We start from the raw sequence: 14,181 nt of genomic DNA on the forward strand, positions 1-14,181 counted from the left end.
TGGCGTTTCGATGTGGTCCGGCCTTGGGAGCCTATTTCCCGGCTTCGATCTCGGCGAGCGCCTGCCCCGTGAGTTCGAGAAGCTTGCGGCGAAGCGCCTTGTCGTCCACGGCCACGCCCTTCGCCTTGAAGTCCGTCAGAACTTTCGAGATCACGTCCTCGTCGCCCGGTTCGAGAAAGTCGGCGCGGATCACGTCCTTGGCGTAAGCGTCGGCGTCGGGGCCGGAAAGCCCGAGCTGTTCCGCCGCCCAGAGGCCCAGATAGCGATTACGCCGGGCCGTGGCCTTGAAGCGCAGATCCTCGTCGCGGGCAAATTTGGCTTCGAATGCGTTTTCGCGGTCGTCGAATGTCGTCATGGTCAGGATGCCTCCCTCGGCCACTTTGCGAGGCCCTTTAACAGTGGCGCCCGCGAAGCCATCTTTGATGAATGCCTTGCGTGAATTACTGTAGCATGGATAGCGTCCGTTGGCTCGAAGTCAACATGGCCACCCGCAGAAATTGGAATCGATCTGGATTCGGGCCTCGGTGCGTTTTGCCTGCCCTTTGCGTGTGGACGCGTGACAACGCATCGAATATGCGCTTGAAGTACCGAAATGACATCCGCCTTGATAATTTCCTTCACGAGAAGGGGGTCTCCCATGAATAACCGCCGCCGCCGCATCTACGAAGGAAAGGCGAAGGTTCTTTATGAAGGGCCGGAACCCGGCACCCTTATCCAGCACTTCAAAGACGACGCAACCGCGTTCAACGCCCAGAAGCACGAGCGCTTCGAGGGCAAGGGCGTGCTGAACAACCGGATATCCGAGTATATTTTCAGCCGCCTGAACGAAATCGGCGTGCCGACGCACTTCATCCGCCGCCTCAACATGCGCGAGCAGCTCATCCGCGAGGTCGAGATCATCCCGCTCGAAGTCGTGGTGCGCAACGTCGTCGCCGGATCGCTTGGAAAGCGCCTGGGTCTCGAAGAGGGCATGCAGCTTCCGCGCTCCATCATCGAGTTCTACTACAAGGCCGACAAGCTGAACGACCCGATGGTGACGGAAGAACACATCACCGCGTTCGGCTGGGCCGCGCCGCAGGAAATCGACGAGATGATGGCGCTCGCGCTTCGAATCAACGATTTCCTTTCCGGACTGTTCCTCGGAATCGGCATCCGCCTCGTCGACTTCAAGGTCGAGTTCGGCCGCATCTACGATCCCGACGGGCAGGTGCGCATCGTTCTCGCCGACGAGATCAGCCCCGATTGCTGCCGCCTCTGGGACATCGAGACGAAAGACAAGCTCGACAAGGACCGCTTCCGTCAAGACCTGGGCGGGCTTCTCGAAGCCTACTCCGAAGTTGCAAGGCGGCTCGGCATTCTCGTCGACAACCCCACGCCGAAGCCGAAAGGCCCGGTGCTCGTGCAATCGAAATAGCAAAACTTGAAGACCATGGCGGAGACGAAATGAAAGCGCGCATCACCGTAACCCTCAAGAACGGAGTGCTCGATCCGCAGGGGCGCGCCATTGCGAACGCGCTTCATTCGCTCGGCTTTGGCGGCGTCGAGGACGTTCGTCAGGGCAAGCTCATCGAAGTGGAGCTGAAGGCGGCGGACGAGGCGGCGGCGAAAACCGAACTCGACGCGATGTGCCGCCAGCTCCTCGCGAACCCCGTCATCGAAAACTACAGGGTCGAGCTTCTATGAAGGCCGCCGTCATCGTCTTTCCCGGCTCGAACTGCGATCGCGACGCCGCCGTTACGCTCGAAGCGGTGACTGGCGTCAAGCCCGCCATGGTCTGGCATGGCGACGAGGCCCTGCCGAAGGTCGACCTCATCGTGTTGCCGGGCGGCTTTTCCTACGGCGACTATCTCCGCTCGGGCGCGATGGCGGCGCAGTCGCCCGTCGTGCGCGCGGTGAAGGCCGAAGCGGCGCGCGGCGTCGCCGTGCTCGGCATCTGCAACGGCTTCCAGATCCTCACGGAAACGGGGCTTCTTCCCGGCGCTCTGATGCGTAACAGCGGCCTCAACTTCATATGCCGCAATGTGGACCTGACGGTCGAGCGCGCGGACACGACGTTTACAAACGCCTACACGCAAGGCGAACGCGTTACGATCCCCATCGCGCACAAGGACGGCTCCTATTTCGCCGACGACGAGACGCTGGACCGGATCGAGGGCGAAGGACAGGTCGTTTTTCGCTACGCGCCGGACGCCGATGGCGGAAGCGGGAATCCGAACGGCTCCCGTCGCGACATCGCCGGCCTTATCGACCGCTCCGGGCGTATCATGGGGCTCATGCCGCACCCCGAACGCGCAGCCGATGCCGCGCTCGGCGGTATCGATGGCCGCCGACTGTTCGAATCCCTTACACGGACTTTGAATTAGCGATCCGATTCCGGTATGCCAAACGCAGCAGCGAGTTCGAGAGCGAATGCCGGAATCAAGAGATCGCCAGCAAGAATTTGTTTTTCGTGGAGCTTTGAATTTGACATTTGAGAGCGAGCGTGTGGCAGGCTGGACTCAAATATCGAATTCGCTCGACCAGAGCCCGTTCCGATCTGAGGAATCGCAATCCGATCGGTAAAACGGTCTCTTCTTTGAAGTTTAGAGACGGATTCACCGATCAGGTTGGTCAACCTGACCGGACCCGGCTCTAGCGAGCCAGAACTTTTGCGTCCAAGGTCAACCGCTCCAGCGAAAGGATCGCCATCATGAGTTTCGACGACGAAGTTGATGAAGTGAAGCGCGAGATGCAGACCGCCAAGCTCGACCCCGAGGCTCGCCGCGAAACCGCCGCGAAACTCGTCGAGCGCCTGAACGAGCAGATCGCCTCGAAGCGGCTGGACTTTGTTCTCGCCGAAGCCGAGGGCGATCCCATCGTTCAGATCAAGTACAAGCCGGACAGCGAGACGCTTGCCAACGTCTATATCCACGAGGACGGCAGCATCACCTTTCAGGCGGCCGGCGCCTCCGAAGACGCGGACGACGAAGACGATACGGGCTATTTCCCGAGCTATGTCGAATACATGGACGAGGAGGAATTCCTCGAAGATGCCTATGACATGCTGAAGGTCGGCGTCGCCGAATATGAACTCGACCGCGAGCAACGCGCCGTCTGACGCCTGCCACGCGGATTGCCTCCTTCATGGCCGGGCTCGTCCCCGGCCATGCGTCATGCTTCGATCGTCCGGGCGAAATGCGTCGGGGCGATTTGTGTCTTTGCGGACAACCGCCCACTCCGTTGGGTGCGGGTTGTCTCACGTTGGAAGAAGAGACCTCGCCTCCAGTCCGGGCATGCCCGCCCAGCGGGGAGATGGGTTGCGCCGTCAAGCGGCCCGCGTACAGGATCATCTCGATGCCCGCCACCGATACCTCAATCATCGCCACCGAAGAATTGGCCGCCGCCCACCGCATGGGCGCGGATGAATTCCGCCTCGCCTGCGAGAAGCTCGGCCGCGCGCCGAACCTCACCGAGCTCGGCATCATCTCGGTGATGTGGTCGGAGCACTGCTCCTATAAATCTTCGCGCGTGTGGCTTAAGAAGCTCCCGACGACCGGGCCGCACGTCATCTGCGGGCCGGGCGAGAACGCGGGCGTGATCGACATCGGCGACGGACACGCCATCATCTTCAAGATGGAAAGCCACAATCACCCGTCCTTCATCGAGCCTTATCAGGGCGCGGCGACGGGCGTCGGCGGCATCATGCGCGACGTTTTCACCATGGGCGCGCGGCCAATCGCGCTGCTGAACGCGCTGCGCTTCGGCGCGCCGGACCACGCGAAGACGCGCCATCTCGTGGCGGGCGTCGTGGCAGGCATCGGCGACTACGGCAACTGCATGGGCGTGCCGACCGTGGGCGGCGAGACGAATTTCGACGCGCGCTATAACGGCAATATCCTCGTCAACGCGATGTGCGTCGGCCTCGCGGACGCGAACCGCATCTTCTATTCGGCGGCGGCGGGCGCGGGCAATCCCGTGGTCTATGTCGGCTCGAAGACCGGCCGCGACGGCATCCACGGCGCAACCATGGCGTCCGCCGAGTTCGACGACAATTCGCAGGAGCAGCGCCCAACGGTGCAGGTCGGCGACCCTTTCGCCGAGAAGCTGTTGCTCGAAGCCTGCCTCGAACTCATGGCCGAAGACGCGATCCTCGCCATTCAGGACATGGGCGCGGCGGGCCTCACCTCATCGTCCGTCGAGATGGCGGCGAAGGGCGGCTCGGGCATCGAACTGAACCTCGACCTCGTGCCCCAGCGCGAGGAAGGCATGACCGCCTACGAGATGATGCTCTCCGAGAGCCAGGAGCGCATGCTCATGGTGCTGCGTCCCGGCTCGGAGCCGCTGGCCGAGCGCATCTTCCGCAAATGGGAACTCGACTTCGCGGTCATCGGTACGACGACCGACACCGGCCACCTCGTGCTGCGCCACAAGGGCGCCTTGGTCGCCGACCTGCCGACGGGCATTCTCGCGGACGAAGCGCCGATGTATAATCGGCCCATCGCGCCGAAATCCGTCCCCGCCATCGTTCCCGCGGAGGACGTGCCCGCGCCCAACAGCCTCGGCGATGCGCTCGTCGCGCTCATCGGTTCGCCGCACCTCGCGTCGCGCCGCTGGATCTGGGAGCAGTACGACCACATGGTGATGGACGATACGGTGGTCCGCCCCGGCTCGGACGCCGCCGTCGTGCGCATTCATGGCACAAACAAAGCCGTTGCGCTCACGACCGACGTGACGCCGCGCTACTGCTACGCGGACCCGTTCGAGGGCGGCAAGCAGGCCGTCGCCGAGACGTGGCGCAACATAACGGCAGCGGGCGGCAAGCCGCTTGCGATCACCGACTGCATGAATTTCGGCAATCCCGAGCGCCCGGAGATCATGGCCGAATTCGCGCGCGCCATCGAGGGCATGGGCGAAGCCTGCCGCGCGCTGGAATACCCGGTCGTGTCCGGCAACGTGTCGCTTTACAATGAAACGAACGGCGAAGGCATCCTGCCCACGCCCGCAATCGGCGGCGTCGGTCTCATCGCGGATGTCTCGCGCGTGGCCACGGTGGCGTTGAAGCCCGGCGACGAAATCGTGGTGCTGGTCGGCGCGGAAACAGGCCATCTCGGGCAATCGCTCTGGCAGCAGCAGGCGACCGGCCGCGTCGAAGGTGCGCCGCCGCCCGTCGATCTCGCCGCCGAGAAGAAGGCGGGCGATTTCGTGCGCGGCCTTGTCGAGGCAGGCGTCACGTCGACGGTTCACGACATTTCCGACGGGGGCACGCTCGTCGCGCTCGCCGAGATGGCGCTCGCAGGCAAGCGCGGGCTGACCTATGCGCGGGCGGAGTGGCTCGCACCTCACGCCGCCGCTTTCGGCGAAGAGCAAGGCCGCTATCTCGTAGGCCTGTCGCGCGGTGAAGCGGCGCGCGTGCTCGACGATGCGAAGGCGGACGGCATTCCCGCGCGCATCGTGGCCGAAGTCGGCGGCGATGCCATCGCCATCGGCGGCGAAAAGCCGGTGGCGCTCACCGACCTGGGCCGTCTCCATGAGGACTGGTTCCCGACCTATATGAGCGGAAGGCGTTAGCGCGGCAGGCTCGCGGGCGACGCCGGATCGCCCCCAACGCGAGCCGATTCAGCGTCGAACGACGACAGTCGCGGGGTCGGTGCGCCGCTCCCAGTCCACGCGCTCAAGTTCTGGACTGCTCGCCTCCTCCAGCGGGTAGCCGATGCAGAAATAACCGATGAACTGCCAGTGCGGCGGCACGTCCAGATCGCGCGCCACGCGGACGGGGTCGAGGATCGATACCCAGCCCATGCCGATGCCCTCGGCGCGCGCCGCAAGCCACATCGTGTGCATCGCGGCGACCACCGAATAGGCGACGGTTTCGGGCATGGTGCGACGGCCCACGGTGCGGCCCTTTTCCGGGTCCGGTTCAGCGAAAGCGGCAAGTTGAACGGGGGCCTCGCGAATGCCTTCCAGCTTCAGCGAGGCGTAAAGCGATGCGCGTTCGCCGCTGTACGACGAAAGGGCCTCCGCGTTTGCGTCCTCGAAATTGGCGGCGACAAGCCTGCGCTTGTCGTCGCTTTCCACGAGCACGAAGCGCCACGGCTCGCTGAGGCCGACCGAAGGCGCGAGACAGGCAAGGCCAAGAAGGCGCTCGACTGCGCCAGCGGGCAGCGGGTCGGTCCGGAAGCGCCGCACGTCGCGCCGCCACACGATGAGTTCCTCAAGCCTGGCGCGGAAGTCCTCGTCGAAAACAGGCGCCGCTCCCATGTCCGGCCGCATTCGCCTCACTTCTCCAGACGCGTCAGGATCGGGCTGACATCGTAGCCTGCTTCCGCCGCTGTCTGCATGATCTCCTGCGTCGGACGCTTCCCGGCCTGAGAGAGAGACCAGAGAAGCGTGGCGCGCGTGCCGGAGCGGCAGAACGCCAGCGTCTTGCCTTTGCTCTCGTCGAGCGCCTTACCGAACGCCGCCGCATCCGCGTCTGAAATCGAACTCGCGCTCGTGATCGGGATGTGGATGGCCTTTATGCCGTTTGCCTCGGCGGCTTTCCTTACTTCCGCGAAGGTCGGCTGGTCGGGTGTCTCGCCGTCGGGCCGGTTCGATATGATGGTCTCGATGCCTTGCGCGGCGTAGGCCGGGATGTCTTCAACGCGGATTTGCGGCGCAACCGAGAGTTTTTCCGTCAACTGTCTTGCCGGGACAGAAACGCCCTTGTCCGCAACGAGAAGGACGTCGGCGGGGCGCGCCAGGTCGGCCTGAGCCACGGTCGAAAGTAGGTAGATACCTAAACAGGCTTCACAGATCACGGGGAACTCCCTTTGCGATGACGGTAGCCCTTATATAGCGCACTTTGATGAAGCGACCACAGCGAAAGGCTGCGTTCTGGCGCGGTTTGGGCCGTCGCTCCACGTGTACCGCGAAGCTGTCGCCCGACTGTCAGACCCTACTTTTCGAGCCGCTGCAAGACCGGGCTGATGTCGTATCCGGCGCGCATGGCTTTCAGCGCGATTTCCTGCGCAGGGAGCTTGCCGGCCTGCGAGAGCGACCACAGGAACGCGCTGCGCGTGCCGGTGCGGCAGAATGCGAGCACTGGCTTTTCGGCATCGGCCATCTCCTTCTCGAAAATCTCGGCGTCGGCATCGCTGATCGCGTTAGGCGCGCGGATCGGGTGATAGATCGCCTTGATGCCTTCGGCTTCCGCAAGTCTCTCGATCTCGCTGAAAGACGGCTGACCCGGCGCCTCGCTGTCCGGGCGATTGCAGATGATCGTCTTTATCCCTTTCGAGGCGAGTTCCGGAATGTCCGACGGCCCTATCTGGCCCGCCACCTGTAGATCGTCCGTGATCTTATGGATTTCCATGCAATATTTTTCCTTTCATCCACCGGCTTTGGAGTCGGAAGGAAAACATATGCTCTGTCTGTCTCTAGCTCAACCGTCTTGAAGGCGTTTTCGACCGCCACGCTGGCGGAGCCGGAGAAGGAATGTTACAGTTGGATCTATCTGGAAGCATTCCACGGCCGCTTGGGGGCGAAATGATCGACCGAAACGGATGGTGTCCGCCGGCTTTGCCGGGGAGAGCCTAGCGCGGCCATGAACAGTACGGTGCAGAATATCATCATGCCGCGGGATCTGCTTGCCGCCTATAGGCCGCCCGCTGTCGGCCACGACGAAGCAATCGGCGCGGATGGGACGATCAGGCCGCAATGGCACGCCTTCTCACAGGCGTTCGGCGCAATTCCACTTGAGGAACAGGCACAGCGTCAGGAAAGGCTTCGCCGCCTTGTCGCCGAGAACGGCATAGCGCACGACCTCTTCGCCGAGCCCGGGAGCCGGCAACCCTGGTCCGTCGACCTCATTCCCATCATGATCTCGGCGGCCGAATGGGCGGTCCTTGAGCGCGGCCTCATCCAGCGCGTGCAGCTCTGCGACATGATGGTCAACGACTTCTACGGCGCGCAAACGCTGCTTCGCTCGGGCCGCGTGCCTCCGCGCCTCGTGTTCAGCGATCCCGCTTTCCTTCGCGCATGCCGGGAGCCGAAGAATACGGCGCACCTCATCAATTTCTTCGCCGCCGACCTCATTCGCGACGCGAGCGGCGAGTGGCGCATCATCGACGTGCATGCCGAGACACCGGCGGGCGTGGGGTTCGCGCTCGCGAATCGGCTGCTGCACGGCCAGCTCATGGGCGACGTGTTTCGAGACTGTCGCGCCGTTCGCCTCGCCTCGCATTTCCAGCAGATCCAGACCGAGCTTCTTCAGCGCATCGAGCGCGACGATCCGCTCATCACGCTGCTGACCCCCGGCCCGCAGCACGAAGATTATTTCAGCCACGCCTATCTTTCGCGCTATCTCGGCTTCCAGCTTGTGGAAGGGGGCGACCTGCGCGTGATCGGCAGCCGCGTCTACATGAAGACGCTCGAAGGGCTGAAGCCCATCGATCTCATGATCCGCTGCGTGGAAGGTTCGCATTGCGATCCGCTCGAACTCGACCCGAACGGGTTTGCCGGTCCGGTGGGTCTCGTGCAGGCGCTCAGGCGCAATCCGCGACTGATGATGAACTTTCTCGGCTCGTCCATCGTCGAGAACCGGGGTCTTGCGCCTCTTCTGCCGGACATCAGCCGCGCGCTTCTCGGGCAGGATCTGGTGCTCCAGGACACGCATCGCCGCTGGCTCGGCGACATGGAATCGCGCGTCTATGTGTTCGCGCATCCCGAGCGCTTCGTGATCCGCCATGCGCATGAGGGCACGGGGCGGCCCGGCCGCGCGGAAATCGGCATCATGCTTGAAACGCTGACGCCGAAGGCGCTCGACGCGCTTCGTTTCGAGCTCGACGTGAACGGACAGGACTATGTCGCCGAGGAGCGCTCGGACAGCGCCTATGCGCCCTCATGGACCGCCGACGGGCTGACGTCGCGCCGCTTCGCGATGCGCCTGTTCGTGGTGGGCATCGACGGCGACTACCGCGTCATGCCGGGCGGCCTCGCCATGTCGCTCGACGGAACGCCGGGTGTCGCCATGTCGGCGCGCGACGGCCATTCGCGCGATGTGTGGATTGCCTCCGACGACGAGGTGATGCCGCCGCATATCACGCTGATGCGGCCCGCCGCGGAGGTTGCGCGCGTGCTTCGCGCAGGCATCGGCCTCAGAAGCCGCATCGCGGACAACCTCTATTGGCTGGGCCGATATTGCGAGCGCGCGGATTGGGTGATGCGTCTCATGCGCGGCGCGTTGAGCCGCTCCGAGGATTCCGGCGCGGTGCCCATAGGCGCGGGCGGACGGCGCGCGCTTGAACTCATCCTCTCGAAAGATCAGCCGCCTTCGTCGCAAGGGATCGGCCATGATCCGAACGCCGTCGAGCAATCGGTGCGCCTGCTGATGACGGCGCCCGGCCGCTCGCACAGCCTGCCCGGCCTCGAAAGCAACATGTTGCGCGTGGGCAGCATCGTGCGCGAGCGCCTTTCGCTTGAGGTGTGGCAGACGCTGCTCCGATTCTCGAACATCGCGTCTCCGCAGGCGAACGACCTCTCCGACTCGGTGAAGCTGCTCGACCGGCTCAATGCGGGCATCGTCACCCTGGCGTCGCTGAACGGGCTGACCGCCGAGAACATGACGCGGAACTACGGCTGGCGCTTTACCGACATCGGACGGCGGCTCGAACGCGCGTACAATCTGGCGGAACTGCTGCTGGCGCTGTTCGGCGAGGTGCGGCGCGAGGACGACGAGACGGCGCGCCTCTTTTTCGTGCTGAACGTGGCGGACAGCACCATCACCTTCCGCCAGCGCTATCTTTTCGCGCCCATCCTCTCGCTCGTGCTCGACCTGCTCATGGTGGACGAGGCGAACCCGCGCGGTATCGGCTTCCAGCTCTGCGCGATCACGGATCATCTTCAGGCGCTGCCGCAGGCTTCGCCACATGCCCCGCACAACGAGGAACAGCGGCTTATCCTGGAGCTTCTGACGAAGGTGCGCCTCGCGAAGGTCGCCAGCCTTGAGCATGCCGACGCGTCGGGCCAGCGCGTCGAGCTACAGGAGTTGCTGGGCACCCTGATTTCGGGCTTGCCGAAGCTTTCGGAAGCGATTACGCGCCGTTACTTCAACCTGACCGAAGAAGAGCTTCGGCGCGTCTACACCCGCTTCGGTAGCCATTCATGAATTTCGAGATCAGCCATCGAACGACGTATCGATACTCCGCGCCGGTTTCGCAATCTCACCACGTCTTGCACCTGACGCCCCGCTCCCACTACCGCCAGACGGTTTCCCGGCACAGCCTCCTGATCGACCCCGCCCCCGCATCCAAGGCCGAGATGATCGACGATTTCGGCAACCCCGTCTCGCTCATCGCCATCGAGCAGGATCACCGCGAGTTGCTGATCCATTCGCGCGCGCAGGTGGAGGTGTTCGCGCCGATGCACATCGATACGAGCCGCACGGCGAGCTGGAACGACGTCGCCGCGACGCTTCGCGCCAATCTCGGCCCGGAGACGTTCGAGGCCATCCAGTATTCCTGCCCGTCGCGCTTCATCCGGCCGTCGCGCGACATCCACAAATTCGCGCGGGCGAGCTTTGTCGAAGGGCGCCCCATGCTCGAAGCCGTGCAGGATCTTACGGCGCGCATCTACCGCGACTTCAAATATGAGAGCGGCGCAACCGATGCCGCGACCTCTGTCGAGGAAGTGCTTCGCATCAGGCGCGGCGTGTGCCAGGACTTCGCGCATCTCGAAATCGCGTGTCTCAGGACGATGGGGCTCGCCGCCCGCTATGTGAGCGGCTACCTGCTCACCTATCCGCCGGCGGGCCAGCCGAAGCTCATCGGCGCGGATGCAAGCCACGCGTGGGTTTCCGTGTGGTCGCCGGAAATCGGCTGGGTCGATTTCGACCCGACCAACAACATGATTCCCGGCGAGGAGCATATCGCGATTGCCATCGGGCGCGACTTTCAGGATGTGAGTCCGGTCAGCGGCGTGCTCCTGGGCGGCGGCGAGCATGAGGTCGAGGTTGCCGTCGACGTGAATCCCGTCAACGGCTGGGCCGGGGCGATGCGCTGACAGGGAGCGTCAGGCTTCAATATCAGGCTTCAATAGATCGTAACGGCTCACCTCGGCTGGCGGCGTGATGTTGCCGGCTATGGCCGAGCGGCGCCTTGGCGTCGCCGACGGATTGACCGGCTGTTTTGCTGGTGCTCAGGCTTGCGGCATGCCGGCGATGTCGAACCGCTTCTTGATCCGTTCGAAAAGCTGATCGCGCACGGCGCGGTAGCCTTCCAGAATCTGCTCACGGTTGCCGGTCGCGGCGGACGGGTCGATCGTCGGCCAGTATTCGACATCGACGGCCATGGTACGAGTGAATTCCAGCGCCTTGTGATGCGCCTCCGGTGCGAGCGTCACGATGATGTCGAAGGACGTATCCTCCAGATCCTCGATGGTCCGCGGCTGATGGTGAGTGATGTCGATGCCGATTTCGTCCATGACCGCAATCACGAAAGGATCGATTTCGCCCATGCGAACGCCCGCCGAGCGCACATAGATCCGCGATCCCGCGAGGAAGCGCAGGATCGCCGCCGCCATCGGCGACCTTATGGCATTGAAGTTACACGCAAAAAGTACGGCTTGGGGCAAATCTTCCTGTCGCTGCGCAAAGGATCCATCCGATAGACGATAGTGACCGACTGGCGGTCTTCAAGCAAAGCCAAAGGCGAGCCTGCGCGCTGCGATCCCTGTGGTTATAGCTTTCGGGCTGCCGATAGAAAAGCGGGCAGGCGTGGAGGCATGGCTGGCCTTCATCGACGAATGCGAGGTTGCCGCTGGAGCCGAATGCGCCTTAAATCTCCTTGATGGCGCGGCCGGTCATTCGTATGGAGAAGACAAAGGACTGGCAACGCGGTCAACGTTGCGCCAAATAAGGGAGGGGACGTTGCGGAAAATCGGCGTCATCATGATTACGTTCGCGCTCGGCGCATGCGCCACGGGCGGCGACACACGCCTTGCGACCGGTGGGACACGCACAACTTCCGAGCCGATCTCCGCCGAAAGGGTCACGGCGATCGAACCGGCGAAGGTCAATCACGCGCCTTATATGGGCTTCAGTTGCGAGAGGCTCGCGGGCGACAAGGCGCGGATTTCGGACGACATCGCCGCCGTTTCAGCCGGGAAAGCCGGTTCGCAGGCCGCCGACGTCAAGGGCCAGATCGCCCGCCTGAAGGGCGAGGAAATTGCCGTTACCACCGCGATGCGCTCGAAGAAATGCAAGTGATTATCGCATCAAAACGTGGAGCTTGACCCGCCAACGCCGATGGTGAACGGCGAGGTTTCAACTGTCGCCGCATTATTGTGCAGGAAAGAGACTGCGAATGTCCTGCGGCAATGACTGCTTCACCTGACTCATCTCACCAGCATCGACATTGTGGTCGAGCACCCTGAACACAGCGCGCGCTGCTTCATCCGCCCCAAGGGGCCGGGTCTGCTCCAGATATTCGCCGATCCTTTGCAGGAACTCGTCGCGAGAGCGAATGCGGTCCGGCTTGCCGGCAGGCCGGTATCCTTCGTAGAAGATGCCGCGCACGAGGAGCGGAAGCTGTGCCGAGAGATGCGCCGCCTCGTCCGGGGGCAGACGATCGCGCAGGATAAACAGCACCGCGCGGAGCGCCTGATAGCAGCGCTGCCGGTCAGGCCCGATTTCCTCGGCGATCTCATTAAGCCAAGTATTCGTGGTCTGCACCGTCCTGTCGAAGACTTCAAGTCCGGTTGTCGTCATTGCATGCCTCGTCGGTCACAACGCTCGGATGGACCGCGGTAAAGCGTGGCTTCTCGCGGGCCAATAAAACTAGTGGAGTCCTTTGATTCCGGCATTTGCTTGCGAGGGTGCTGCAAACGGATGCAAATGTCGGAATCGGACCACTAGTGGAGCGAATTTGACATTTGAGTCCTCGGTTGCTGAAAGCTCTCGCTCAAATGTCAAATTCAGAAGCTCCACTAGAATCAAGGAATCGGACCACTAGGGGCTATGCTGCGATGAACGGACGCTGCGCGCGGGTGTTCCGCCCTTGATGAAATATTCGATTGACACTCCTCCCCCGGCCTCGTTTTCGAACGATGCATCGTTACCAGAATTCTCCGCGTCGAATTGACGACTTCCAATCTGATTGAATCGCAATCAGATCGGTAAAACGGTCTCTTTTCTCCGGCTCTAGGTATCGAATTCGTTCTCGCGCCAGCGCTTGTTCGACCACATCCATTGCGAGGGATGCTCGCGAATCCATGCCTCGAATTCGCGCTGGATGGTGGCGGTCAGCGCCTTGATGTCCTCATTCACATTGTCGGTGCGCGGGACTTCCAGTTCCTTGAATGCGATGGAGAAGCGCGACTCCTTGCCGATGCGGATGCAACGGCCGACCGCAAGCCGCGAGCCCGCGCGCCGCGCGAGCCAGGCGGGCGCGACGGTCGCCCACATCGGATGGCCGAAGAACGGCACCTGCACGCCGTGCCAGTCGGCGAGGTCGGCCAGCATGCCGAGTGCGCCGCCGCTTCGCACATGCGTTGCGATCCGCATGATCGTGGCAAGCCCCTCGTTGCTCTTGCTGGCGAACAGGCCGCCCGGATAAAGCTGCGCGCGCTTGTTGCGAATGTAGCGGTCCACATAGGGGTTTTCGACGAGCCGGTACACGCCCGCCGTATTCGCGCCGATGGTGCGAAGCGGCAGGATCGCGATTTCCCAATTGCCCATATGCGGCGCGGCGACGACGAGCGGCCCCATCTCGCTGCGGTACCGTTCGAGCAACTCCGGGTTCTCGATGGTGAAGCGCGAGGGATCTTTCAGAAGGCGGTCGAGCAGAAACGTCTCCGCCATCACGCGCCCGAGATTGTCCCACATGTCGTCGACGATGGCCTCGCGTTCGGCTTGCGTCGTCTCCGGCATGGCCTTGGCGAGATTGCGTAGCGCGCGGGCCTGACGATGGGTCTTCGGCGCAAGGAACCGCCAGGCGCGCGCGGAAAACGCCGCAGCCCTGTCGAGCGGCATGGCGCGGATGATCGCCGCGATGGCCAGAACAGCGCCGTATTCCAGCCTTTGCCGGAGATCGAGAAACATTATCGGGGACTGTGCGTTGCGGGAGCCTGCGCCTGTCTTGCAAGCGCAACCCCCGCCGTCAAGCCTAAACGCGCGCTCTGGCGCATACGTTTGGCGCACCTCGCCGCAGGTTCGGAGCAAACGCCTGC

At 63.2% G+C, this 14,181-nt stretch carries 16 protein-coding genes; 8 read left to right on the plus strand and 8 right to left on the minus strand.

What is annotated here, in order from left to right:
- Positions 1–31 precede the first annotated feature (31 nt).
- Positions 32–355 (minus strand): DUF1476 domain-containing protein, encoded by a 324-nt coding sequence (locus KKP04_RS04500; RefSeq protein WP_215027396.1) that lies wholly within the window; start codon positions 353–355, stop codon positions 32–34.
- Between the two features lie 282 nt (positions 356–637).
- Here KKP04_RS04500 and purC point away from each other — a divergent pair, with 282 nt between their 5' ends.
- From purC to purQ, 3 genes are read left to right on the plus strand one after another with little or no spacing between them, the layout of a single operon-like run.
- Positions 638–1,414 carry a phosphoribosylaminoimidazolesuccinocarboxamide synthase gene (gene purC / locus KKP04_RS04505; protein ID WP_215027398.1) on the plus strand — a complete coding sequence of 259 codons (777 nt, stop codon included), beginning with the start codon at positions 638–640 and terminating at the stop codon, positions 1,412–1,414.
- Between the two features lie 29 nt (positions 1,415–1,443).
- A complete protein-coding gene (purS, locus tag KKP04_RS04510; RefSeq protein ID WP_215027400.1) occupies positions 1,444–1,683 on the plus strand; it encodes a phosphoribosylformylglycinamidine synthase subunit PurS in 240 nt (79 codons plus the stop codon).
- The gene (purQ, locus tag KKP04_RS04515; RefSeq protein WP_215027402.1) at positions 1,680–2,363 is read left to right on the plus strand and encodes a phosphoribosylformylglycinamidine synthase subunit PurQ; all 684 of its coding nucleotides are present in this window, start codon (positions 1,680–1,682) and stop codon (positions 2,361–2,363) included. The genes purS and purQ overlap by 4 nt, the downstream gene beginning before the upstream one ends.
- Here the strand turns inward: purQ and KKP04_RS04520 are convergent.
- Entirely contained in the window at positions 2,360–2,614 is a 255-nt protein-coding gene (locus KKP04_RS04520) for a hypothetical protein (RefSeq protein ID WP_215027404.1), read from the minus strand. The genes purQ and KKP04_RS04520 overlap by 4 nt on opposite strands.
- A 75-nt stretch (positions 2,615–2,689) precedes the next feature.
- Here KKP04_RS04520 and KKP04_RS04525 point away from each other — a divergent pair, with 75 nt between their 5' ends.
- On the plus strand, positions 2,690–3,097 hold the full coding sequence (locus KKP04_RS04525; RefSeq protein ID WP_215027406.1) for a hypothetical protein: 408 nt from the start codon (positions 2,690–2,692) through the stop codon (positions 3,095–3,097).
- Between the two features lie 236 nt (positions 3,098–3,333).
- On the plus strand, positions 3,334–5,547 hold the full coding sequence (gene purL / locus KKP04_RS04530) for a phosphoribosylformylglycinamidine synthase subunit PurL (protein WP_215027408.1): 2,214 nt from the start codon (positions 3,334–3,336) through the stop codon (positions 5,545–5,547).
- Between the two features lie 48 nt (positions 5,548–5,595).
- On the opposite strand, the gene bluB is transcribed toward purL, so the two are convergent.
- The 3 genes from bluB to KKP04_RS04545 form a co-directional block, all read right to left on the minus strand.
- Complete coding sequence (gene bluB, locus KKP04_RS04535; RefSeq protein WP_251133900.1) at positions 5,596–6,249, minus strand: 5,6-dimethylbenzimidazole synthase; 654 nt, start codon at positions 6,247–6,249, stop codon at positions 5,596–5,598.
- A 5-nt stretch (positions 6,250–6,254) separates the two neighbouring features.
- On the minus strand, positions 6,255–6,776 hold the full coding sequence (locus KKP04_RS04540; RefSeq protein ID WP_215027415.1) for a TIGR01244 family sulfur transferase: 522 nt from the start codon (positions 6,774–6,776) through the stop codon (positions 6,255–6,257).
- Between the two features lie 137 nt (positions 6,777–6,913).
- The gene (locus KKP04_RS04545; RefSeq protein ID WP_215027417.1) at positions 6,914–7,330 is read right to left on the minus strand and encodes a TIGR01244 family sulfur transferase; all 417 of its coding nucleotides are present in this window, start codon (positions 7,328–7,330) and stop codon (positions 6,914–6,916) included.
- 231 nt (positions 7,331–7,561) lie between these two features.
- Here KKP04_RS04545 and KKP04_RS04550 point away from each other — a divergent pair, with 231 nt between their 5' ends.
- Both KKP04_RS04550 and KKP04_RS04555 read left to right on the plus strand, forming a co-directional pair.
- A complete protein-coding gene (locus KKP04_RS04550; protein ID WP_215027419.1) occupies positions 7,562–10,123 on the plus strand; it encodes a circularly permuted type 2 ATP-grasp protein in 2,562 nt (853 codons plus the stop codon).
- Positions 10,120–11,016 carry a transglutaminase family protein gene (locus KKP04_RS04555; protein ID WP_215027420.1) on the plus strand — a complete coding sequence of 299 codons (897 nt, stop codon included), beginning with the start codon at positions 10,120–10,122 and terminating at the stop codon, positions 11,014–11,016. Before KKP04_RS04550 ends, KKP04_RS04555 begins: the two co-directional genes overlap by 4 nt.
- A 135-nt stretch (positions 11,017–11,151) precedes the next feature.
- On the opposite strand, the gene KKP04_RS04560 is transcribed toward KKP04_RS04555, so the two are convergent.
- Positions 11,152–11,535, minus strand: a complete 384-nt coding sequence (locus KKP04_RS04560; protein WP_251133901.1) for an arsenate reductase ArsC — start codon at positions 11,533–11,535, stop codon at positions 11,152–11,154.
- Positions 11,536–11,881: 346 nt separating this feature from the next.
- Between KKP04_RS04560 and KKP04_RS04565 the strand changes: the two genes are divergently transcribed.
- Positions 11,882–12,220, plus strand: coding sequence for a hypothetical protein (locus KKP04_RS04565; RefSeq protein ID WP_215027424.1), 339 nt, complete (start codon positions 11,882–11,884; stop codon positions 12,218–12,220).
- Positions 12,221–12,292: 72 nt separating this feature from the next.
- On the opposite strand, the gene KKP04_RS04570 is transcribed toward KKP04_RS04565, so the two are convergent.
- Together KKP04_RS04570 and KKP04_RS04575 are read right to left on the minus strand one after the other, a co-directional pair.
- Positions 12,293–12,721 carry a DUF2267 domain-containing protein gene (locus KKP04_RS04570; RefSeq protein WP_215027426.1) on the minus strand — a complete coding sequence of 143 codons (429 nt, stop codon included), beginning with the start codon at positions 12,719–12,721 and terminating at the stop codon, positions 12,293–12,295.
- Between the two features lie 432 nt (positions 12,722–13,153).
- Entirely contained in the window at positions 13,154–14,053 is a 900-nt protein-coding gene (locus KKP04_RS04575) for a lysophospholipid acyltransferase family protein (RefSeq protein ID WP_215027428.1), read from the minus strand.
- Between the last annotated feature and the right edge of the window lie 128 nt (positions 14,054–14,181).

This window comes from Rhodomicrobium sp. Az07 (assembly GCF_018619475.1).
Lineage (GTDB): Bacteria > Pseudomonadota > Alphaproteobacteria > Rhizobiales > Rhodomicrobiaceae > Rhodomicrobium.